Source organism: Terriglobus sp. TAA 43, from assembly GCF_000800015.1.
In the GTDB taxonomy this organism is placed as follows: domain Bacteria; phylum Acidobacteriota; class Terriglobia; order Terriglobales; family Acidobacteriaceae; genus Terriglobus.
The window spans coordinates 2,741,216-2,759,635 of the sequence record NZ_JUGR01000001.1 but is presented as its reverse complement, the minus strand read 5'-3'; the positions used below and the strand labels follow the sequence as shown (position 1 = coordinate 2,759,635).

The following is an 18,420-nucleotide window of genomic DNA, read 5'->3' as shown; positions in this document are numbered from 1 at the left end:
CCAGAAACTGTTCTCGTGAACACTACCTGCGACCCCGGAAACCGCCACCACCGCGGCTTACAGAACCACGCGCGCTCGCCTGCCGCGCTTCCCAGCCACTTCCACCACCACCAAAAGCTCCGCCGCTGCGCTGCTGGGCACCATAGCCGCGAGAGCCTCCATTGTTGGTGTACACATGGCCGTTCACATTCACAGCGCTATTGCCATTGGCCGTTCGAACAGCCGCTGCACTATTGCCACGCGCTCCGGTTCCGGCAACAGCCGCGCCACCGCGAGAGTTCTCGGCAGCAGCAACTGTTCCGTTGGCATTGCTTGCATGCTGCGTATAAGTCGTCTGCCCATTCCTGGAAACGGTCGAGCTTCCTGCGTTTCCGTAAGCACTCGCAGTCTGGCGCGTCGAAGCGTAAGTGCCGGTCCGAGCGTTATAGGCCTGCCCCGCAGCAGCCGCGCCATTCGGTCCGGCAACAGCACCGCCGCGCGCAGCAGTCCCGGTGTATGGGTTGTAAGCCTGTCCCGCGGCCCGCGCACCGTAAGGGGTGGATACCGCGGCACCGCGAGCATACGTGCCAGTGTTCGGGTTATAAGCTCTCGCCGCGGTGGCGCTGCCGTAACGTCCATACGCGGTCACGCTCGAGCCGTAAGCGCCGCCACGCCACGCCCTGTTTCCGTAGTAGACATTGTTGCGATACACCACACCGCCACCGTGCCAGTTGCAGTTCCAGTAGCTGTAACCCCATCCGCAGCAGTTGTTGTTGATGGCCGCACCCACCGCAATGCCAACACCAAAAGCAAGCAGCGCCGTCCCCACAACAGCCGCGGTGCTATAACCGGGCGTCTGCACCGGCGCACCGTACACCACGGTGGGGTTGTATTGGGGAACGTACACCACCTGCGGATTCGTCGGTTGGATCACGATCACATCCGGCGACTGCTGCACCACCGTGATCTGCGAACCCGTCTTCAGATTGCCCGCAGCCTTAGCCTTCGCGCGCAGAGACTGAATCGCCGTCATCACCTGCGTGGGCTGCGTGTGATACGCCTCTCCAAGTGACGATGTCCAGCTCAGGTTCTTCACCATGTTGTCCAGCACAGAAGGGAACTGCGTCAACGCCTTCACGCTGGGATCCCACGGCTGTTTGTCGACGGCCTGGGCGAGCGACGTCCCTGTCAGGTTCTTGTTCTGCTGCAGCCAGTCACTCGCAGCAGTCACCTGGTCAGGAAAGGTCGCCGCTCCCAGCACCTGCGCAACCAACGCATCCGGATACAGCGCAATCGGAGCCAGCACCTGTTCCAACTCGGCAGCAGAAAGTGGCGCTGGCTCCTGTCCGGAATCAGCCGCTGGCGCAGGAGCTTGTTGCTGAGCAAGAGCCTGCATTTCCGACGCGGGAAAGACCAACAGAAGACTTAAAACCACTGCTAAAAACTGCTTGAAACAGCTCCTGACCATCACGTTCCTCCCGTGCAGGAAAGACATTGGCGGTTGCGTGTGTTTCAGGCAATGCAACGCAACGCTCAGTCAGTAAACAGTGACAGTGCGCTATGAGGTACTGTGCATTTGAACAGGTGGGCTGTTACTTCGCCAAAGCCGCCGGTATCGGATTATCCGGGCGCTCCGTGTCCCAATAAATCTGCAGAATCCAGTAGCGAGTGCCATCGTTCAACAACTCCCAGCTATTCACACCGCGTGTCTGCGGCGTGGTGTCCGTGGGCGTATGAAAGATGGCGTACGACTCGTACACATGCGTCATATGCCCAAAGCTTTGTTTGTCATACGCAATGGGCTTTTCATAGAACGTCTGGTTCCCTGCGCGCGCCTGGTAGTCGTCGTTGGAAAGAATCGTCAGGTCCGCAGGCCCCGTCTTGCTGTGACGCACGACGATCATTCGTCCTGATCCCGGAACAAACAGGCTCTTGAAACGGTTCCAGTCGCGCGGCTTGCCAGCCTCACCAGAAATGGTGTCTGACAGTGCCTGAATGATCGCCTCAGGCGAATTCACATCCTCCGGGTTCGCCTTCGGCCAATCCGGGTGCGATGCAATCACGCCGGGCGTCGGTGCCGGACGCGGGGTCGCCGCCGCCTGCTGCTGCGCTCCACTGCTCTGCATCGCCATCAGCATCCCTACCGCCAGAACCATCGTTTTCATCGCCATCTTTCCCTCATGCACCATTTCCGATGCTCACGGTAACAAATTTTTCTTATCTTCCCCAACCGCAAAATCATTGCGGACCGGCAATCCACAGAATTCCGTAAACCCTGTGCAAGCAGTGGATAAACCCGGTATTCCTCAGCCCAAACGTCGTGCCTGTGGATACAAAAGCACAAACTATCCCCGCAATCACGCGGTTCGGCCCTCGGTTTCCACTTCCACACGCCTCTCCCGTACACAAAGCCTGTGAGGAAACCTGTGGAAGACGTGGAAACACGATCACATCATTCGAAATGTCCACCCGGCAACACACATCTTCCGTTCTTCGTGGACACTTTTTCTGAATCTCGTCCACTTTCTAACTCTTTCTGTACCAACAATATGGGACGTTCATCCACATTTCCTCGCCAAACGATTACGACGGCTATTTCAATCTTTCCTTTTCACTAAGGTTCTTAAAAGCAGTCCTCGCATCAGCCAGGTTGGAGCTCCACGCAAAGCTGTGTCGCCGCTTTCCACGGTTTGGCCCGAGCCTTCCACATCCTCCGTCCGGCTACGATTAGCCCTGTCAAAACACCACGCACCAGCTTTGTAACCGGGGATGAAAACCAACCTTGGGAAACCCAGCAGCGCGGTGATACGCTGAAATCCACTCAGGCACCTGGCCCACAGTCCGCTCTGAACGCTGGCTCAAAACCGATGCCGCCGCACCCAAGATTTGCCTGAACTTCCGGAGGTTTCTCCCGTGTCCACCACTGCCTCACTCCCGTCCATGGAAAACAGCGGCGCCGCACCTTCCGGCAATCTCGATATCACGGTCACCCGTGCGGAACTGTTGCGCGAACTGACTGCCGCTCAGTCCGTCGTGGAACGGAAGACGACAATCCCCATCCTGTCGAACTTTCTCTTTGAGGCCGACGGCGAACGCCTGACCATCACGGCGACCGATCTCGATCAGAGCCTGCGCACCTCCTGCCCTGCACGCGTGAAGAAGTCCGGCGCATGCACCGTCCCGGCGCGCAAGCTGTACGACTACATCCGCCTGTTGCCCGAAGGCGACATCTCCATCAAGCTCATGGACAACCACTGGGTGCAGATTCGTGCAGGCCGCTCCAACACCAAGATGGTGGGCATGGCACGCGCCAACTTCCCCCAGGTCCCGGAATTTCCGACCGTCGGCGCAGTCAAGATTGCAGCTCCATCGCTGAAGAGCATGATCTCGAAGACCATCTTCTCGATCTCCAGCGAAGAGTCGCGCTACACGCTCAACGGCGCGCTGCTGGTGCTCAAGGCAGAGTCCATGGCCATGGTCGCAACCGACGGCCATCGCCTGGCCCACGTCGAACGCTTCGGCGAGACGCTGGAAGGTGTCTCCGGCGAAAAGAAGACACTCGTCCCGCGTAAGGCCCTCGGTGAACTCTCTTCCCTGCTAGCGAACACACCCACCAGTGACGATAACGACTTCATCGAGTTTGCCGACGATGAGACCACGCTCTTCTTCCGCATCGGCGGACGCGTCCTCACCAGCCGCAAACTCACTGGCCAGTTCCCCAACTACGAAGCCGTACTGCCGCGCGACAACAACAAGTTCGTCATCGTGCGCAGCGAAGACCTCATGGGCGCACTGCAGCGTGTATCGCAGTTTGCCGACGAGCGTAGCGGCGCCATCAAGATTCGCCTGGAGCAGAACGAACTCCGCATCTCCTCCTCGTCCACAGACGCAGGTGAATCGGAAGACTCCATCGAAACGCCGTACAACTACGATCCGCTCGTCGTCGGTTTCAACTCGGCCTATCTCATTGACTTCCTGAAGGCCATCGGCAACACCGGCGAAGTTCGTCTCGAATTCAAAGATGCACAATCCGCAGGCCAGATGCGCCCCGAGGACGCAAACGAAGATCAGAAGTACCGCTACATCCTCATGCCCATGCGCATCTGACGATCTGCCATCGAGGCCTCGACATCGCTTTGCGATGTGGTTCGTGCGGATACGTAAGACAGAAAAGCCCGGCTTATCGCCGGGCTTCTTCTATTCGTCGCAAAGTATCAAAAAATCTCACGTATACAAATCATTTGCTGCCATACTGGCAACGATCTTCCGCCAGTTTTAGAAACACCATTGATCCATCCGTGCGCGCGCATACGGGTAAGTAATCGCAGCACCCATTTCTCATGAGGTGATGTTTGGTATGACAGGTCTGCAGATCTTTACTCTCATTCACGTACTGATAAGTCTCATCGGCATAGCCACGGGTTTTCTGGTTTTGTTCGGCTTTCTTGGTAACTCTCAGAACCGTTCATTGAATCTGCTGTTTCTCAGCACAACAGCACTTACCAGCATCACCGGTTTCTTCTTCCCGTTTCACGGAGTCACGCCAGCCATCGTGGTCGGCATCATCTCGCTGGTGTTATTTATCCCTGCTATCTGGGGCTATCAAAAGGGATACAGAAAGACTTACATCATCACTGCATCCATCCTTCAGTTCTTTAACGTGATGGTGCTCGTCATCCAGAGCTTTATGAAGATTCCGCCACTGCATCAGTTCGCGCCCACCGGCAAAGAACCCATTGTGGCCATCTTCCAGCTTTTATCACTCCTGTTCATCGGCGCACTCGCCACATTAGGTATTCGCCATCGTGCGCAGTAATACCTAGGCGCATCGCACAACCTACTAATGTGAAGTATGAAAAGGCTCGTTCAATAAACGAGCCTTTTTCTATGCCGTGACTTCGTAAACTGCCAGCTTTTCCGGCGGTTCGATTGCTGGCAGCATAGTTACGTAGATATTGCGCGTCTACGGAGTTTCTGACCCTACTGAATGGGTGAAATCTGCCCGTTTTTACTACGCTAAACTCGATTTATCTCTTCCCCTGCCCCTTGCATAATCCAGGCCGATCGCGCAAAGACGTTTACCCACGCGCAGCCGCCTCGACACTTTTTGAATAAGGAATCCGAACCATGTCACATCGTCATGTGCACGCAGACCCGCGTGGGCTGATGTCCCGCGTTATCTCCACTTTGAATCCAGAATCGAAACGTCGTGACTGGCTAAGTCTTTTGCTACTTGCGCTGCTGCCGTCCGTTGCAGTCGCACAATCCCTGCAAGTTACTTATGGCGACAAGGGCGTCCAAACCCTTTCGTTCAATGGCCAAACCCTTGCAGATGTAGGTACCAATCCTTCTGACAACTTTCACATCTGGCATATGAAGGCCACTGACATGGCCGGCAATACCAGCACCGATTCCCAATCCGGCTGGGGCGAAAGCAACAACGGCACCAGTTGGGACGCATCTTCCAGTACGGAAACCTATTACTTCAACTGGGGTTCCATCGCGACCAAGTTCGTGCAGAACAACAACCAGCTCGACATGATCGTCACGGAAACAAACAACGCAAGTTCCGGCTTGATCTTTGACGGCGCTGAGATCTATCCGCTGGTGCTGCACTTCCCGCAGGATCCGAAAAACTTCAACGGTTACACCCAGTACGCCATCACCACCACCGGGCCCGGCGTCAGCGTCGCAGACTTCGGCTCAGGTGTTGTTTCAGTAGTGTTACCAGACGAATCGCAGCCCATGTATACCGGTTGGAAGCAGGCGGGCGCGAACGCTTACAGCCCGTTGATGACGTCCACCGCGCCTGATGGTCTCGCCACATTCCTGCCGCACAATGATCGTCCCGTGCAGCCCGGCACCAGCTTCACGTACACGGTGTCACTGCGCTTCGCTGCGGCCAACACCACGCCCAACGCGTCTGACGCGTATACAAGTTTCGCTCAGACCTATCCCAGCCAGATGACATGGGCAGATCACCGTCTCATCGGAACCGCATACCTCGCCAGCTCACCGCAAGGCAGCTCTGACAAGACTCAGCCCGGCGGCTTCCCAACTAATCCGCGCCGCTACTTCAACGACGCATCCGTCGATGTAACCACCTCTGCTGGCCTGCAGGCGTTCCAGAATCGCATGCTCGCGGTTGCGCAGGCCAACGTGGTTAACACGCGTGCCATGAACGGTCAGGGTGTTATCACATGGGATCTTGAGGGCGAGCAGTACCCCCAAGACACCAGCTACGTTTGTTCGCCAGACCAGGTCGCAACGGTTGCTCCAGAGATGGAGTCCACCGTGCTCGATCCGCAATCGCCCTACCAGGGCCAACGGCTTGACGATGCCTACTTCGGCATCATGACCGGTGCCGGTCTTCGGGTTGGTGTCTGTCTCCGTCCTCAGGTCTTCACCCTCAGCGGCAACGGCCAGGCATCGCAGAACTTCCTCACATCCAACGATCAGATCATCGCGAACCTCGAGAAGAAAGCTGCGTACGCCAACTCCCGTTGGGGCGTCACCGTGTTCTATGTGGACTCCACTGTTGACACGAATGGTGGCACACTCGATCCGGCAATCTTCCAAAAGCTGATCACCGATTACCCATCATTCCTGTTCATTCCGGAAGAAAGCACGCCGCGTTACTACGCGTACACCGCGCCCTTCTACTCGTTCATCTTCCATACAGACATCGGTACCGATGCTTCCGTCTACAACTACTATCCAAACGCGTTCGGCGCGAACCTGGTGAACGATGCATCGCAGGCCACGCTCAACAGCTATCTCCCCGCACTGACGCAACAGGTCAGCAAGGGCGACATCCTGATGGGTCTCGTCGATTACTGGCAGGATAACGATCCCATCCTGGCATCGATCTATGCCTCTGCTGGCGTATCGGCTCCGCCCGTAACGACGCCTCCCGTAGTGGCTCCTCCCGTGTCCAACGATCCACCGGACACGTCTTCAGACGTTCCTCCGGCCACCACCACACCGAAACACCATCGTCGTCCACGCAGTTAAATGCCACTGCAACCTTCAACGCACCGCATAACGTAACAAGGCAAACCGCTCATGGCAGGCTATGCTGTCTGCCATGAGCTTCTGCCTCCATCGCACGTTGCGAAACCTGTTGCTCCTCGCTGCACCACTCGCAGCCGCCTCTGCATCCGCACAAACCGCCGCCTTTCAGAACTGTTACGCGCGCTGGTCTGCAACAGAGTTGACCGTAGGCAACACACACTTCGAACGTCGCTGGCAGATTCGCAACGGCCATCTCTTCGCCACATCTTTTCAGGATCGCGACGCTAAGAAAGAATGGCTCGCAGCACCATCGCGTCTGCCCTCACCGCGCATCGCAGGACCGCAAGCTGACACAACAGTAGCGATCCACGCAGAAACAGGCCGCACCAATCCAGTAGAAGCAGCATCACTGCAACTCCGCATCGACATTGGCTCGGACCAACATCTGCGAATGAAGATTTTCCCGGATGCCACCGGCATTGAAGAAGACTTCACAGCACCTGCAGACGCATCCTCGCAAAACGACGCACCACAAACCATCGCCACAGGCAAAGAAGCAGAAGCAAACAAAGCAAAGAAAGACAACGAATCCGCGCTCGACGAATTTTCTCTGCAGCCACAACATCTTCGCCTCACAGAAGTCACACTGCGCGACGTTACAGACACGCACAATCAACTCGTCAGCACACGCGAGTGGATGTTCATGAACAACGAGGAAGATATTCTCGCCCGCGGCAACGTTGTCTATGTCGAAGATGTTCTCAGTGGCGCAGGATTGATCTTCTTAAAACAAGCACCACTGCCTGATGCACGCGCACAGCAATCGCTGTTTGATCTCCGCATGATGGCGTCGGATCGCACCGTACGCCTCACTGGCGCAGGTTATCCCTTCGCAGTGCTCGCATACTCCGGTGGTCGCAGCGGCCGCATCCGTGCACTGCACAACTATCAACGCCAACTACGCACATACGAACCACAACGCGACGCAGCGTTCCTCAGCAACACCTGGGGTGATCGCAATCGCGATGCGCGCATCAACGCAGACTTCATGGCGAAAGAAATCGAAGCAGGCGCAAAGCTCGGCGTCGATGCAGTGCAGATTGACGATGGCTGGCAGTATGGCAAGTCCATGAACTCCGCAGTAAAAAGCGGCGGTGTGTGGAGCGGCTTCTGGGCCAACTCATCACACTTCTGGGACGTCGATCCGCAACGCTTCCCGCAGGGTTTGAAGCCACTCGTACAACAGGCCGCAACGCACCACATGAAGTTCGGCCTCTGGTACGCACCCGACTCTTCAGACGACTTCGCTAACTGGCAGCGTGACGCAAACCGAATCCTGGAACTATGGCGCAACGAAGGCGTGCTGTACTTCAAGTTCGACAGCATCGTCATGAGTACTCCAACCGCAGAGCAGCATGTGCAACAGATGTTCGATCGCATCCTCGCTGAAAGCAAGGGCGCCATCACCATCGATCTCGATGTCACCGCAGGCCGTCGCCCCGGCTACTTCGGCATGATCGAAGGCGGCACCACGTTCGTTGAAAATCGCTACACCGACTTCCATCGCTACTACCCGCACATGACACTGCGCAATCTCTGGCAGTTATCAGAGTTCGTCGATCCCATCCGTCTGCGCATGGAGTTCCTCAACAACACGCGCAACACACAGCGCTACGCAGACGACCCACTCGCACCTGCCAACTACAGACCCGACGCACTCTTCGCCAGCGTCATGTTCTCCAGCCCGCTCGGCTGGTTTGAAACCTCCAGCCTGCCACCGGCATACATCGCATCCGCCGCGCCAGTCGTCGCCACATGGAAGCATGAACGCGAGCGCCTCTTCCGCGGCACCATCGAACCCATCGGCAACGCACCCGACGGCGTGTCATGGACAGGCTTCGCTTCAACCGACGCAGACAGCAAAGGCGGCTACCTACTCCTCTTCCGCGAAGCCAACAGCAACGCGCAATGGACCACGCCACTCCCAACCGGCCTACCTGCGAACGCAAAGATCACAGTACTCGCAGGCACAGGTTCGGCAACCATACGCGACGGTGCAACCGCAGTAACGATTGCAAAACCTCTGGGCTATGTATGGCTAAGGTTCGACAGCAAGTAGTTACAACTTCAGAACATGCCACCCGGTGCTATCAGAGACAGCAATTTGAATGGGGCGAGGCGGCCCGTTGGAGGGAACAGTAACCTCAACCCACAACGAAGCATCGCGCGATTGCGGTACGGGCGAGGCTGCGTGTTCCGGCAGGAAGAAATTGACACCCTGATCCAGTCGAGCGTTGTGGCAGTCCTGCCCCTTCCACAGCGAGACAGCCTGCGAGTTGTCCGGTGAAGGCGTTGCGACAGCATGCACCGTTAAGTGCCCGCTCTCCGCACTCAGTGTCACAGGCCACACTCCGATCCTGGGCGTATTCGGCATTCCCTCAAACGAGTTGTAGGGGTTTGAGGCATCGACGCCGGACGTAGGGAGTGAACATCCATCCACCGCAAGTTGCAGTGCAAGGTATCGGCCACGCAGCGGTGTGGAGGGATCAAACTGCTGCGTCCGCACCCACACACGAGGCTTGGTGATGCGATCAAGCGCATACGTTCCTGCAACACTAAGCGCTATCGCTGATTGAATCACCAGCAGAGTCACTGCAGCCTTAGTTCCAGAGAGTGTCATGCCGCCTCCTCTGTCATCTGCAACAGCAGCCTACGGCGCAGACGCTCCAGCACGTAGCCACCGGCAAGAAACAATACGCCCAATCCGATCAGTCCAAGCGACCGGTCCAGCTTGTCCATCAGGTCAGAGAAGTAGAACCACAGAACGACCACACCAAACGCAACCGTGGCATAGTTCACCACGCCACGCGCTTTGTGCCGAACACCCCACCACGCAAGCGCAGCAGCCGCCAACGCCAACAGCAGATAACTGAATACGGAAGGCTCCCAGGTCACATAGGGACGACTCCACGGATTGCCCAGATCAACGACGCCATGGCTTACGGGCCGTACCAGCCACGGCAACGCAATGCCCACAGCAACAGCTCCTGCAATCACCGGAAACGCTTCTCGGCTGCGAAGCCAGCCCCATGCCATCAGACCGATAACGAGCAATAGCCACAGTGCGCGATAGCGCAACGGTACAAAGCTGCTATAGCCCCGGGTGAAAAATACATAACGATACTGCCAGCCGTCAGCCAGAATGCCTACGGATACCGGTATTGCCAGTGCTCCCACGGCAAACAACCAGTTCCCCACCGCACGCACCGGCTCGGCCAGATACCGCAACAGGTAAACAGCTCCAACCAGCAACGCCAATCGTGACAGATAGACATTGCCACCCTCGTACGGCTGCATGCGGTCGCCCAACTCGCAGAGAGCCCACGCCGGCACCAACAGCAGCGTCAGCGTCTTCTGTGGCGCGTCTCGCAACAGCCACCATCCCGCAGCGGCTCCCAGTGCCCACATCAAAATCGCGTTGGGCCAGTGCGATTCAATATTGAAAATCTGTCCGGAAAGGGCAATCGCTCCACCCAGCGCAACGGTGCCAATAGCGTGCAGTGCCGTAGCCAGCGCAGCGAACCGTTCTCGCACCGCAATGGCCGCGCCGTGCAGTCCCACCAGCGTTCCCATGATCAACAGCAGGCGGAATCCGGGACCAATGTTGTCCCAGTGCGCTGCCACAAACAACAGGATGCCCGCGCTAAGCAGGACAGCTCCAAAGATCAGCGCCAACCGCACCTGCCAGCGCTGCGCCTCAGGCCGCGCCGTGCGACTCGCATGCTCCTCTTCCCACGCACGAATGCGTTGAGCCGTTGCGGAGTCAATCACACCTGCTGCAGACCACTCCGCAAGCTTCGTTTCAATGTCCTGCATCATCAGTGCAGCAAGTGGAGCATTGCAGGAAAGATCCAGCAAGCGAAAAAGAGGAGGTACCAACCCGCTTTTCCCAAAACAGATACACTAGGGAACGCGATGGCTTGGTTCAAACGGCAAGGCAATGAGATCGTCTCGGAGGCGGAGCGTACCGTCCGCACCGAAGGTTTGTGGGTCAAGTGCCCGGACTGCGGCAAGGCGATCTTCCGCGCGGAACTGGATGCAAACCTCCAGGTCTGCCCCTACTGCGGACATCACTTCAAGATGGACGCACGCCGCCGCATCGAACTGCTGCTGGAACCCGGCTACGAACTCGTCGATCTCGAACTCAAATCGACCGACCCGCTCAACTTCACCGATCTCAAGCCGTACAAGAAGCGTCTGGCAGAAGCGCAGGCCAAGACCGGCCTCAACGACGCCATCGTCAACGCCGTCGGCAAACTCGGTGAACATAACATCGTCATCTCCGCCATGGAATACAGCTTCATCGGCGGTTCCATGGGTGCCGTCGTAGGCGAAACCATCGCACGCGCAGTCGATCGCTCATTGGACACGCGCAGCCCTCTGGTCATCATCTCTGCCAGCGGTGGCGCACGCATGATGGAAGGCATCGTCAGCCTCATGCAGCTCGCCAAAATCTCCACCGCGCTGGGCCGCCTCGCCGACGAGAAGATCCCCTACATCAGCCTCATGACCGACCCCACCACCGGCGGCGTCACGGCATCCTTCGCCATGCTCGGCGACCTCAACATCGCCGAACCCGGAGCCCTCATCGGCTTCGCCGGCCCCCGCGTCATCGAGCAGACCATCCGGCAGAAGCTGCCCGAAGGCTTCCAGCGGTCGGAGTTCCTGCTGCAGCACGGCTTCCTCGACGCCGTCGTCTCGCGCAAGGACACCAAGGCCTACCTGGACCGCGCCTTCACCTGGATGACTGCTTAGCCAGTTTCCCAAACTGGTTCAATTCCCGCGACCTGCATCTTCTTCCCCGGCGACAAATGCCCGTGACGGGTGTTTACTGCTGAGTAGAATCACCGTCCAACGGCATACCCGCAGACCGTGCGGTTCTGTCTCCGTGTCCCGTTTTGTTGCTCGGACTTCGCTACTTGAACCAGAATCAAGGCCGCTCAATGACGCATATTTCTGCCCCCCGTCGCCGTTTTCGCAGCACCATAGTCGCTGCCGCCCTGTTCGCCGCAACCGTGTTCCCCACACTCGCAGGAAGCCAGGTAGCGCGCCGGTTGTATTCGCTGCCGTCGTCCTCTGACCCGCGAGTAGCACTACCTGACACCGTCTCGCCACGCGTCAAGACCGCCTCCGTCCTCGGCCACCTCGGTGGCGACACGCAGCTCACCGGCATGTCACTGGTGCTGAAGCCCACAGACGCCCAGTCTGCCGCACTGCAACAGTTGCTGGCGGATCAGCAGAACCCGTCCTCGGCTCAGTATCACCAGTGGCTCACGCCGCAGACCTTCGGCGAACGGTTCGGCTTGTCCGATGCTGACCTGAGCATCGTGAAAGATTGGCTCACGTCGAGGGGCTTCAGCGTGGACGAGGTCGCGCCCAGCCGCAACCGCATCGTCTTCTCCGGCACAGCATCGGCCGTGGAGAGCGCCTTCACCACCAGCCTGCAGCGCTTCCACCGCGCCGACCAGGACTACTTCGAAAACAACACCGCCATCAGCCTCCCCCAATCCCTGGCAGGCGTAGTCAGCGGCATCACCGGCATCAGCAGTTATCACATCCAGCCGCCGGTCCATGCCCCACAGGCCGTCGCGCCGCAGTACACCGACGGTTCCGGCGCGCACTACATTGTGCCGTGGGACTTCCGCCAGATCTTCGGCATGAACTCGCTCATCTCGTCGGGCTTTGACGGCACCGGCATCAAGATCGGTGTCATCGGCCAAAGCTCGGTGGACCCGAACCAACTCACTTACTTCCAGAACAAGACCGGACAAACGGTGAAGCTGCCGACACTGGTTCTGGTTCCGAACACCGGTAGCTCTGGTCAGCTCAGCAAGGGCGACGAAGGCGAAAGCGAACTCGATCTGGAGTACGCCAGTGGCAGCGCTCCTGGCGCCCAGGTGCTGTTCATCTACACCGGCACGGCGCAGTCCACCACAAACAACGGCGTCTTTACGGCGATGCTGTACGCCATCACCAACAACCTCGCCCCAATCCTCACGTTGAGCTATGGCGGTTGCGAAGCCTCCAACGCCTCCTACGCCACCTCCGTCATGGAGCCGATTCTGGCGCAGGCCTCCAGCCAGGGCCAGACCATCCTTGTCTCTTCCGGTGACACAGGCGCAGCCGAGTGCGAACTATCCTCCAACACCACCACCACGGCTACCCAGGGGCTCTCCGTCGCCTATCCGTCCTCATCGCCCAACGTCACGGCAGTAGGCGGAACGCAGCTCAACAGCGACGCCGCTACATATTGGGGCTCCTCCAATAACAGCTTCGGCGGTTCCGCCGTTGGATATATGCCGGAAACTTCCTGGAACGATACGGTGGCGTACAAGGCGCTCAGCGCCAGCGGTGGTGGTTCCAGCACCCTCTTCGCCAAGCCAAGCTGGCAAACCGGAACAGGAGTTCTTTCGGATGGCCACCGCGACGTACCCGATATCGCCTTCCCGGCTGCGGTAGAAGAGCACGCTTACATCGTTTGCACGGTCAACGCACCCTGCACCACGACGGCCGGCTTTGGATCCGGTGCCGGTGGTGGCGGTCTCATCGGTGGCACCTCAGCCTCCACACCAAACTTCGCCGCAATGCTCGCCGTTGTGGAACAGGCCGCTGGTGGCGGCGCACTGGGCAACATCAACCCCAGGCTCTACACGTTTGCCGCAGGCAGTAGCGCCAGCAGCATCTTCCACGACATAACCACCGGCAACAACATCGTCAACTGCACGGGCGGCACCACAGGCTGTTCGTCCACCAACCCAACCACACTCGGCACCATGGGCTACAGCGCCGGGACGGGCTTTGACATGGTCACAGGCCTCGGTTCGCTCGACGCCTCGGCATTGACCACTGCACTCAAGGCGTCAACCGGTACCGGCGGAAAGCTGGCACCCACGATTAGCCTTGGCGCTGCCACGAATACGCCCACAGGCGGAAGCTCGGATCTGCTGACGCTCACTATCAGTGGCAGCGGCTCCGCCCCCACCGGTACAGTCGCTTTGTCTATCGACGGTACAAGCGCAACCACCTTCACGTTGGCCGCAGGAACCACCAGTTACACCTACACCTACACGGTGCCCGCCTGCACCATCACCACCGCCAACACCTGCGTTCACTCGGCCACCGCGCTGTACGCCGGTGACACAAACTACCTCAGTGCCAGCGCCACCATCAACCTCTCCGTTCCCACAACGGCCACGCCTGCCAGCATCGCACTCACTCCTGCGGCCGCTACGTTGACCGTCACCAGTGGTGCCACCGGCACCGATGTCATCACCATTGCCAGCACTGGCTTCGCTGGAACGGTCTCGTTCAAGGCCACCACCTCAGCCTCGCTGAACGCCTGCTACAACCTGCCAAGTGTCACTGTCGCGGCGAACACATCGGCAACGTCCACCTTCACCGTGTACACCGCCTCATCCAACTGCACCTCCGCAAGCGCGCAGTCATTAGGGACAAAACTAGTGTCCTCGCAGCCCACACGCAGTCCATGGCAACGTGGCGGCATGGCCGTTCTCGCTGCTGGATTGATGAGCGCGTTCTTCTTGCGGAAACGCATGCGTCCGGCATCGCTTCTGCTCCTCGCTCTGTTCTCCGTTGCGGCCCTCAGCCTCTCCGGTTGCGGTGGCAGTAGTTCCAGCAGCACGACAACCACTGGCGGCGGCACAACCACGGCCACGGGTACTTACCCTCTCACCATCACCGCCACTGGTGTTCCATCCAACGGAGCCACCAGCATCACAGCCACCACCACGGTCACCTTGGTCGTGCAGTAACACTCCTTTAACAAACAGACGAGACATCCCTGGCCTGCTTCTCATACAGGCCGGGGATGTCTCGTCTCCGTGTGTTGCAATGGAAGTATGCGTGAAGGCACCCCCTCCCGCACGGCCTGGCGCGTAGCGCTGCGTCGTGCCGCCCACCAGGTCTTTGATCAGCCCATCATTTTTGACGACCCTCTGGCTCTTCGCATCCTTGGCCTGACCAACAGCAGCAACTGGGACGCCGAAGGATTGCGCGCGCCCAACCGCCCGCACTCCGTCAGCCTGCGAGCCTTCCTCGTAGCACGCAGCCGCTTCGCTGAAGACACACTCACCGCAGCCGTCTACGAAGGCGTGCGGCAATACGTCCTCCTCGGCGCGGGACTCGACACGTTCGCCTATCGCAACCCCTTCCCACAACTCCAGGTCTTCGAGGTCGACCACCCCGACACGCAGGCGTGGAAGCTCCGCCAGTTGGAAGACCATGACATTGACGTCCCGCAGCAGGCCCACCATGTCGCTGTCGACTTCCATCACGACGACCTCGCCGAACGTCTTCGCAGCACCGGTTTTGATCCATCGCAACCGGCGGTCTTCGCATGGCTAGGCGTCGTTCCATACCTCACCGACGAAGGCTTCGCAGCTACTCTCAACTTCCTCTCCAGTTGCGCTCCCGGCTCAGTCCTCATCTTTGACTACGGCATGCCCCGTCACGCGCTGCCGCCGCTGGAACGTCTCGCACTCGACTCCATGTCCGCTCGCGTCGCCGCTGCAGGTGAACCCTTCCGCCTCTTCTTCATGCCCGACGAGATCCAACATCGTCTGCAGCAATCCGGATGGCAGCTCTTGCACGACCTCGATCGCAACGCCATCAACACGCGTTACTTCCACGGCAGCGACTTGCACGTCCTCTCCAGCGGTGGCCATCTTCTCGCGGCAAGGCTGCAGCCACAGCGGTAACGTCCATACGTGCATCCCATAGAGGGCCATGCGCGATTGGACAGAAGACAACGGCATCTTCACGCTGCGAATGACAGAGACGATCGCTGCTCCCATCGACCGCTGTTTTCTGCTCAGCTGTTCCATCGCCCTCGTGCAGGAAGAGCTGGGCATGACGCCCATCAGCGGACGCACCAGCGGCCTCGTACAGTCAGGCGATATAGTGCGTTGGCAGGGCTGGCAGCTGGGCATGCGCCACTTCCACGTCTCGCGCATCAGTGGCTACGTCCGTCCCACCTTCCTGCAGGACACCATGCTCGCGGGTCGCTTCCGCACCTTCCAGCACGACCATCACCTGGCACAACTGCCAAACGGCCAGACTGAACTCCACGACGAGGTTCGCTTCAATCTGCCGTTTGGATTCGCAGGCCGACTTGTTGCGCGATACATCATGACACCCCACATCCTCCGTCTCATGCGCAGCCGCTTCCATCGCCTGCGTCGCATTGCGACAACAGACGCATGGAAAAACTATCTCGCAGAAGATGGCGGTAGCATCTGAGCTGAACAAGGACGGAACCCAGCCATGAACGCAGTGCGCCTCTATGAGTACGGCCCGGCAAAGAACCTGCATTATGAAACCGACGTTCCCGACCCTCAGATCGCGGATGACCAGGTGCTCATCGCCACCGCCGCCACCAGCATCAATCCCATCGATTGGAAGATGCGTTCCGGCGCAGCACAAGAGCGATACCCTCTGACCTTCCCGGCAATCCTTGGCCGTGATGTCATCGGCATCGTGCGCGCCATCGGCAAAGACGTGCAGGGCGTCAGCGTCGGCGATCGCGTCATGGCCTTCAGTCCCGAATCTGCCACCTACGCCTCGCTGGTCGCCATCAAGGCCGTCGACATCACGCACACGCCCGAAGGCCTTGATCCCGTAGAAGCGGCTGCTTTACCCCTCGTCGTTCTCACCGGCGACCAACTCGTCCGCGAAGGTTGCGCTCTGCAACCGGGCCAGTCCGTGATTGTCACAGGAGCGCTCGGCAGCGTGGGCCGCGCAGCCGTGCACAGCGCTCTCACGCTGGGCGCCAACGTCATCGCCGGTGTTCGCTCATCGCAGGTTGAGGAGGCGAAGGAACTCGGCGCGCACGGCGTCCTCGCCATGGACGACGAAGAAGCGCGCAAATGCATGGGCACCGTCGACGCCATCGCTGATACCACCGGCGATAAGGCGACTACGCCACTGCTCACCCACATCTGCGAAGGCGGCGTCTGCGCCACCGTGGTTACGCCGCCGCCCGACGTATCACTCCACCCCGGCGTTCGCCTCGCGCGCGTCAAAGCGCACCCCGACCCCAAACGCGTCCTCGCCTTCGCGCAGGACTACCGCGACGGCAAATTCAAACTCCCCATCGTCCGCCGCTACGCTCTGCACGAAGCCGTCGAGGCACAAACGTTCGCAGAAAAGGGTGGCACCGGAGGCAAGATCCTGCTGCTCGTTCTCTAGTCGCGTATCCCATGAAAACGGCGCACAATCGACTGTGTGCTGATCCTTGCTTCCATTGTCGTTGCTGCCTGGTTTTACCTTGCTGTAGCGCATGGGCGTTTCTGGCAGGCCGGGCCAGAGCTGCCGCATCATGCCACTCCGCAGATGGCGCGCGTCGCCGTCGTCATCCCTGCGCGCGATGAAGCAGAGCACATCGAACACACCCTCTGCGCACTGCTGCAACAGCATTACCCCTGGCCCCTCCGCGTCATCCTCGTCGACGACAACAGCACCGACCGCACCGGCGAAATTGCTCGCGACATCGCCGCGGAAGATCCACGCCTCACCGTCATACAAGGCAATCCTCTGCCCGCAGGTTGGACAGGCAAGATGTGGGCTGTATCCCAGGGCCTCGAGCACGCTGAAGATGCAGACTACGTTCTGCTCACTGATGCAGACATTGTGCATGCGCAAAGCCACGTGGCGCGGTTAGTAGCCGCGGCGCAGGCAGGCGAGTACGACCTTGTCTCAGAGATGGTGCGCCTCCGTTGCAAAACACTGCCGGAGCGCTTCGCCATTCCCGCATTCGTCTTCTTCTTCGGCATGCTCTATCCCTTCGCGCGCGTGGCAAACAAACGCAGCAAAGTGGCCGCAGCGGCCGGCGGTACCATGCTCATCTCGCAGGCAGCACTGCAAAGGATCGAAGGCGTCTCGCGCATCCGCGCCGAACTCATCGATGACTGCGCACTGGCACGCGAAGTCAAACGCGGTGGCCACGCAATCTGGTTGGGCCACGCCACACGCGCGACAAGCCTGCGCCAGTATCCGCATTTCGCTGACACATGGCAGATGATCGCCCGCACCGCATACGTGCAGTTGCAGTATTCGCCCCTGCTGTTGCTCGGCACAGTAGCAGGCATGCTGCTGCTGTATGCCGTACCGGTGGCGCTTGCGCTGGCGGTGCACGGAGTAGCCATGTGGTGTGGACTGGCCGCATGGGTACTCATGGCAGCGCTCTTCCAGCCCATCCTGCGGCGCTATCAGCAGTCGCCCTTGTGGGGCATAGCACTGCCCATCATCGCCATGTTTTACATGGCGGCCACCGTGGCCTCCGCCTTCCGCTTCTACAGCGGCAAAGGCGGCCAATGGAAGGACCGCACCTACCCCGCCGCGTGATCTCAG

General features: G+C 59.2%; 14 protein-coding genes. 10 read left to right on the top strand and 4 right to left on the bottom strand.

Annotated elements, in window-relative coordinates:
- Window positions 1-22: 22 nt before the first annotated feature.
- Entirely contained in the window at window positions 23-1,447 is a 1,425-nt protein-coding gene (locus tag M504_RS11755) for a DUF3300 domain-containing protein (protein WP_047491514.1), read from the bottom strand.
- A gap of 124 nt (window positions 1,448-1,571) precedes the next feature.
- Window positions 1,572-2,150 (bottom strand): hypothetical protein, encoded by a 579-nt coding sequence (locus M504_RS11750; RefSeq protein ID WP_156993708.1) that lies wholly within the window; start codon window positions 2,148-2,150, stop codon window positions 1,572-1,574.
- A 769-nt stretch (window positions 2,151-2,919) separates the two neighbouring features.
- Here M504_RS11750 and dnaN point away from each other — a divergent pair.
- The 4 genes from dnaN to M504_RS11730 all read left to right on the top strand — a co-directional run bounded on the left by dnaN (window position 2,920) and on the right by M504_RS11730 (window position 9,112).
- Complete coding sequence (gene dnaN, locus M504_RS11745; RefSeq protein WP_047494629.1) at window positions 2,920-4,086, top strand: DNA polymerase III subunit beta; 1,167 nt, start codon at window positions 2,920-2,922, stop codon at window positions 4,084-4,086.
- A 250-nt stretch (window positions 4,087-4,336) separates the two neighbouring features.
- Window positions 4,337-4,795, top strand: a complete 459-nt coding sequence (locus M504_RS11740; protein WP_156993706.1) for a hypothetical protein — start codon at window positions 4,337-4,339, stop codon at window positions 4,793-4,795.
- 311 nt (window positions 4,796-5,106) lie between these two features.
- Window positions 5,107-6,993 (top strand): hypothetical protein, encoded by a 1,887-nt coding sequence (locus M504_RS11735; protein ID WP_047491508.1) that lies wholly within the window; start codon window positions 5,107-5,109, stop codon window positions 6,991-6,993.
- Between the two features lie 73 nt (window positions 6,994-7,066).
- Window positions 7,067-9,112 (top strand): alpha-galactosidase, encoded by a 2,046-nt coding sequence (locus tag M504_RS11730; protein ID WP_198137580.1) that lies wholly within the window; start codon window positions 7,067-7,069, stop codon window positions 9,110-9,112.
- On the opposite strand, the gene M504_RS11725 is transcribed toward M504_RS11730, so the two are convergent.
- Both M504_RS11725 and M504_RS11720 read right to left on the bottom strand, forming a co-directional pair.
- Complete coding sequence (locus M504_RS11725; RefSeq protein ID WP_047491501.1) at window positions 9,113-9,673, bottom strand: GDYXXLXY domain-containing protein; 561 nt, start codon at window positions 9,671-9,673, stop codon at window positions 9,113-9,115.
- Window positions 9,670-10,932, bottom strand: a complete 1,263-nt coding sequence (locus M504_RS11720; RefSeq protein WP_052200654.1) for a DUF2157 domain-containing protein — start codon at window positions 10,930-10,932, stop codon at window positions 9,670-9,672. Before M504_RS11720 ends, M504_RS11725 begins: the two co-directional genes overlap by 4 nt.
- A 36-nt stretch (window positions 10,933-10,968) precedes the next feature.
- Between M504_RS11720 and accD the strand changes: the two genes are divergently transcribed.
- The 6 genes from accD to M504_RS11690 all read left to right on the top strand — a co-directional run bounded on the left by accD (window position 10,969) and on the right by M504_RS11690 (window position 18,414).
- Window positions 10,969-11,808, top strand: a complete 840-nt coding sequence (gene accD, locus M504_RS11715; RefSeq protein WP_047491498.1) for an acetyl-CoA carboxylase, carboxyltransferase subunit beta — start codon at window positions 10,969-10,971, stop codon at window positions 11,806-11,808.
- A 188-nt stretch (window positions 11,809-11,996) separates the two neighbouring features.
- Window positions 11,997-14,825: a protease pro-enzyme activation domain-containing protein gene (locus M504_RS11710; protein ID WP_156993704.1), complete on the top strand. Its 2,829-nt coding sequence runs from the start codon at window positions 11,997-11,999 to the stop codon at window positions 14,823-14,825.
- 87 nt (window positions 14,826-14,912) lie between these two features.
- Window positions 14,913-15,770, top strand: a complete 858-nt coding sequence (locus M504_RS11705) for a class I SAM-dependent methyltransferase (RefSeq protein ID WP_047491493.1) — start codon at window positions 14,913-14,915, stop codon at window positions 15,768-15,770.
- Between the two features lie 28 nt (window positions 15,771-15,798).
- On the top strand, window positions 15,799-16,311 hold the full coding sequence (locus M504_RS11700; RefSeq protein WP_047491491.1) for a hypothetical protein: 513 nt from the start codon (window positions 15,799-15,801) through the stop codon (window positions 16,309-16,311).
- 24 nt (window positions 16,312-16,335) lie between these two features.
- Complete coding sequence (locus M504_RS11695) at window positions 16,336-17,259, top strand: NADP-dependent oxidoreductase (protein WP_047491488.1); 924 nt, start codon at window positions 16,336-16,338, stop codon at window positions 17,257-17,259.
- A gap of 36 nt (window positions 17,260-17,295) precedes the next feature.
- The gene (locus tag M504_RS11690) at window positions 17,296-18,414 is read left to right on the top strand and encodes a glycosyltransferase (RefSeq protein WP_156993702.1); all 1,119 of its coding nucleotides are present in this window, start codon (window positions 17,296-17,298) and stop codon (window positions 18,412-18,414) included.
- The last annotated feature ends 6 nt before the right edge of the window (window positions 18,415-18,420 follow it).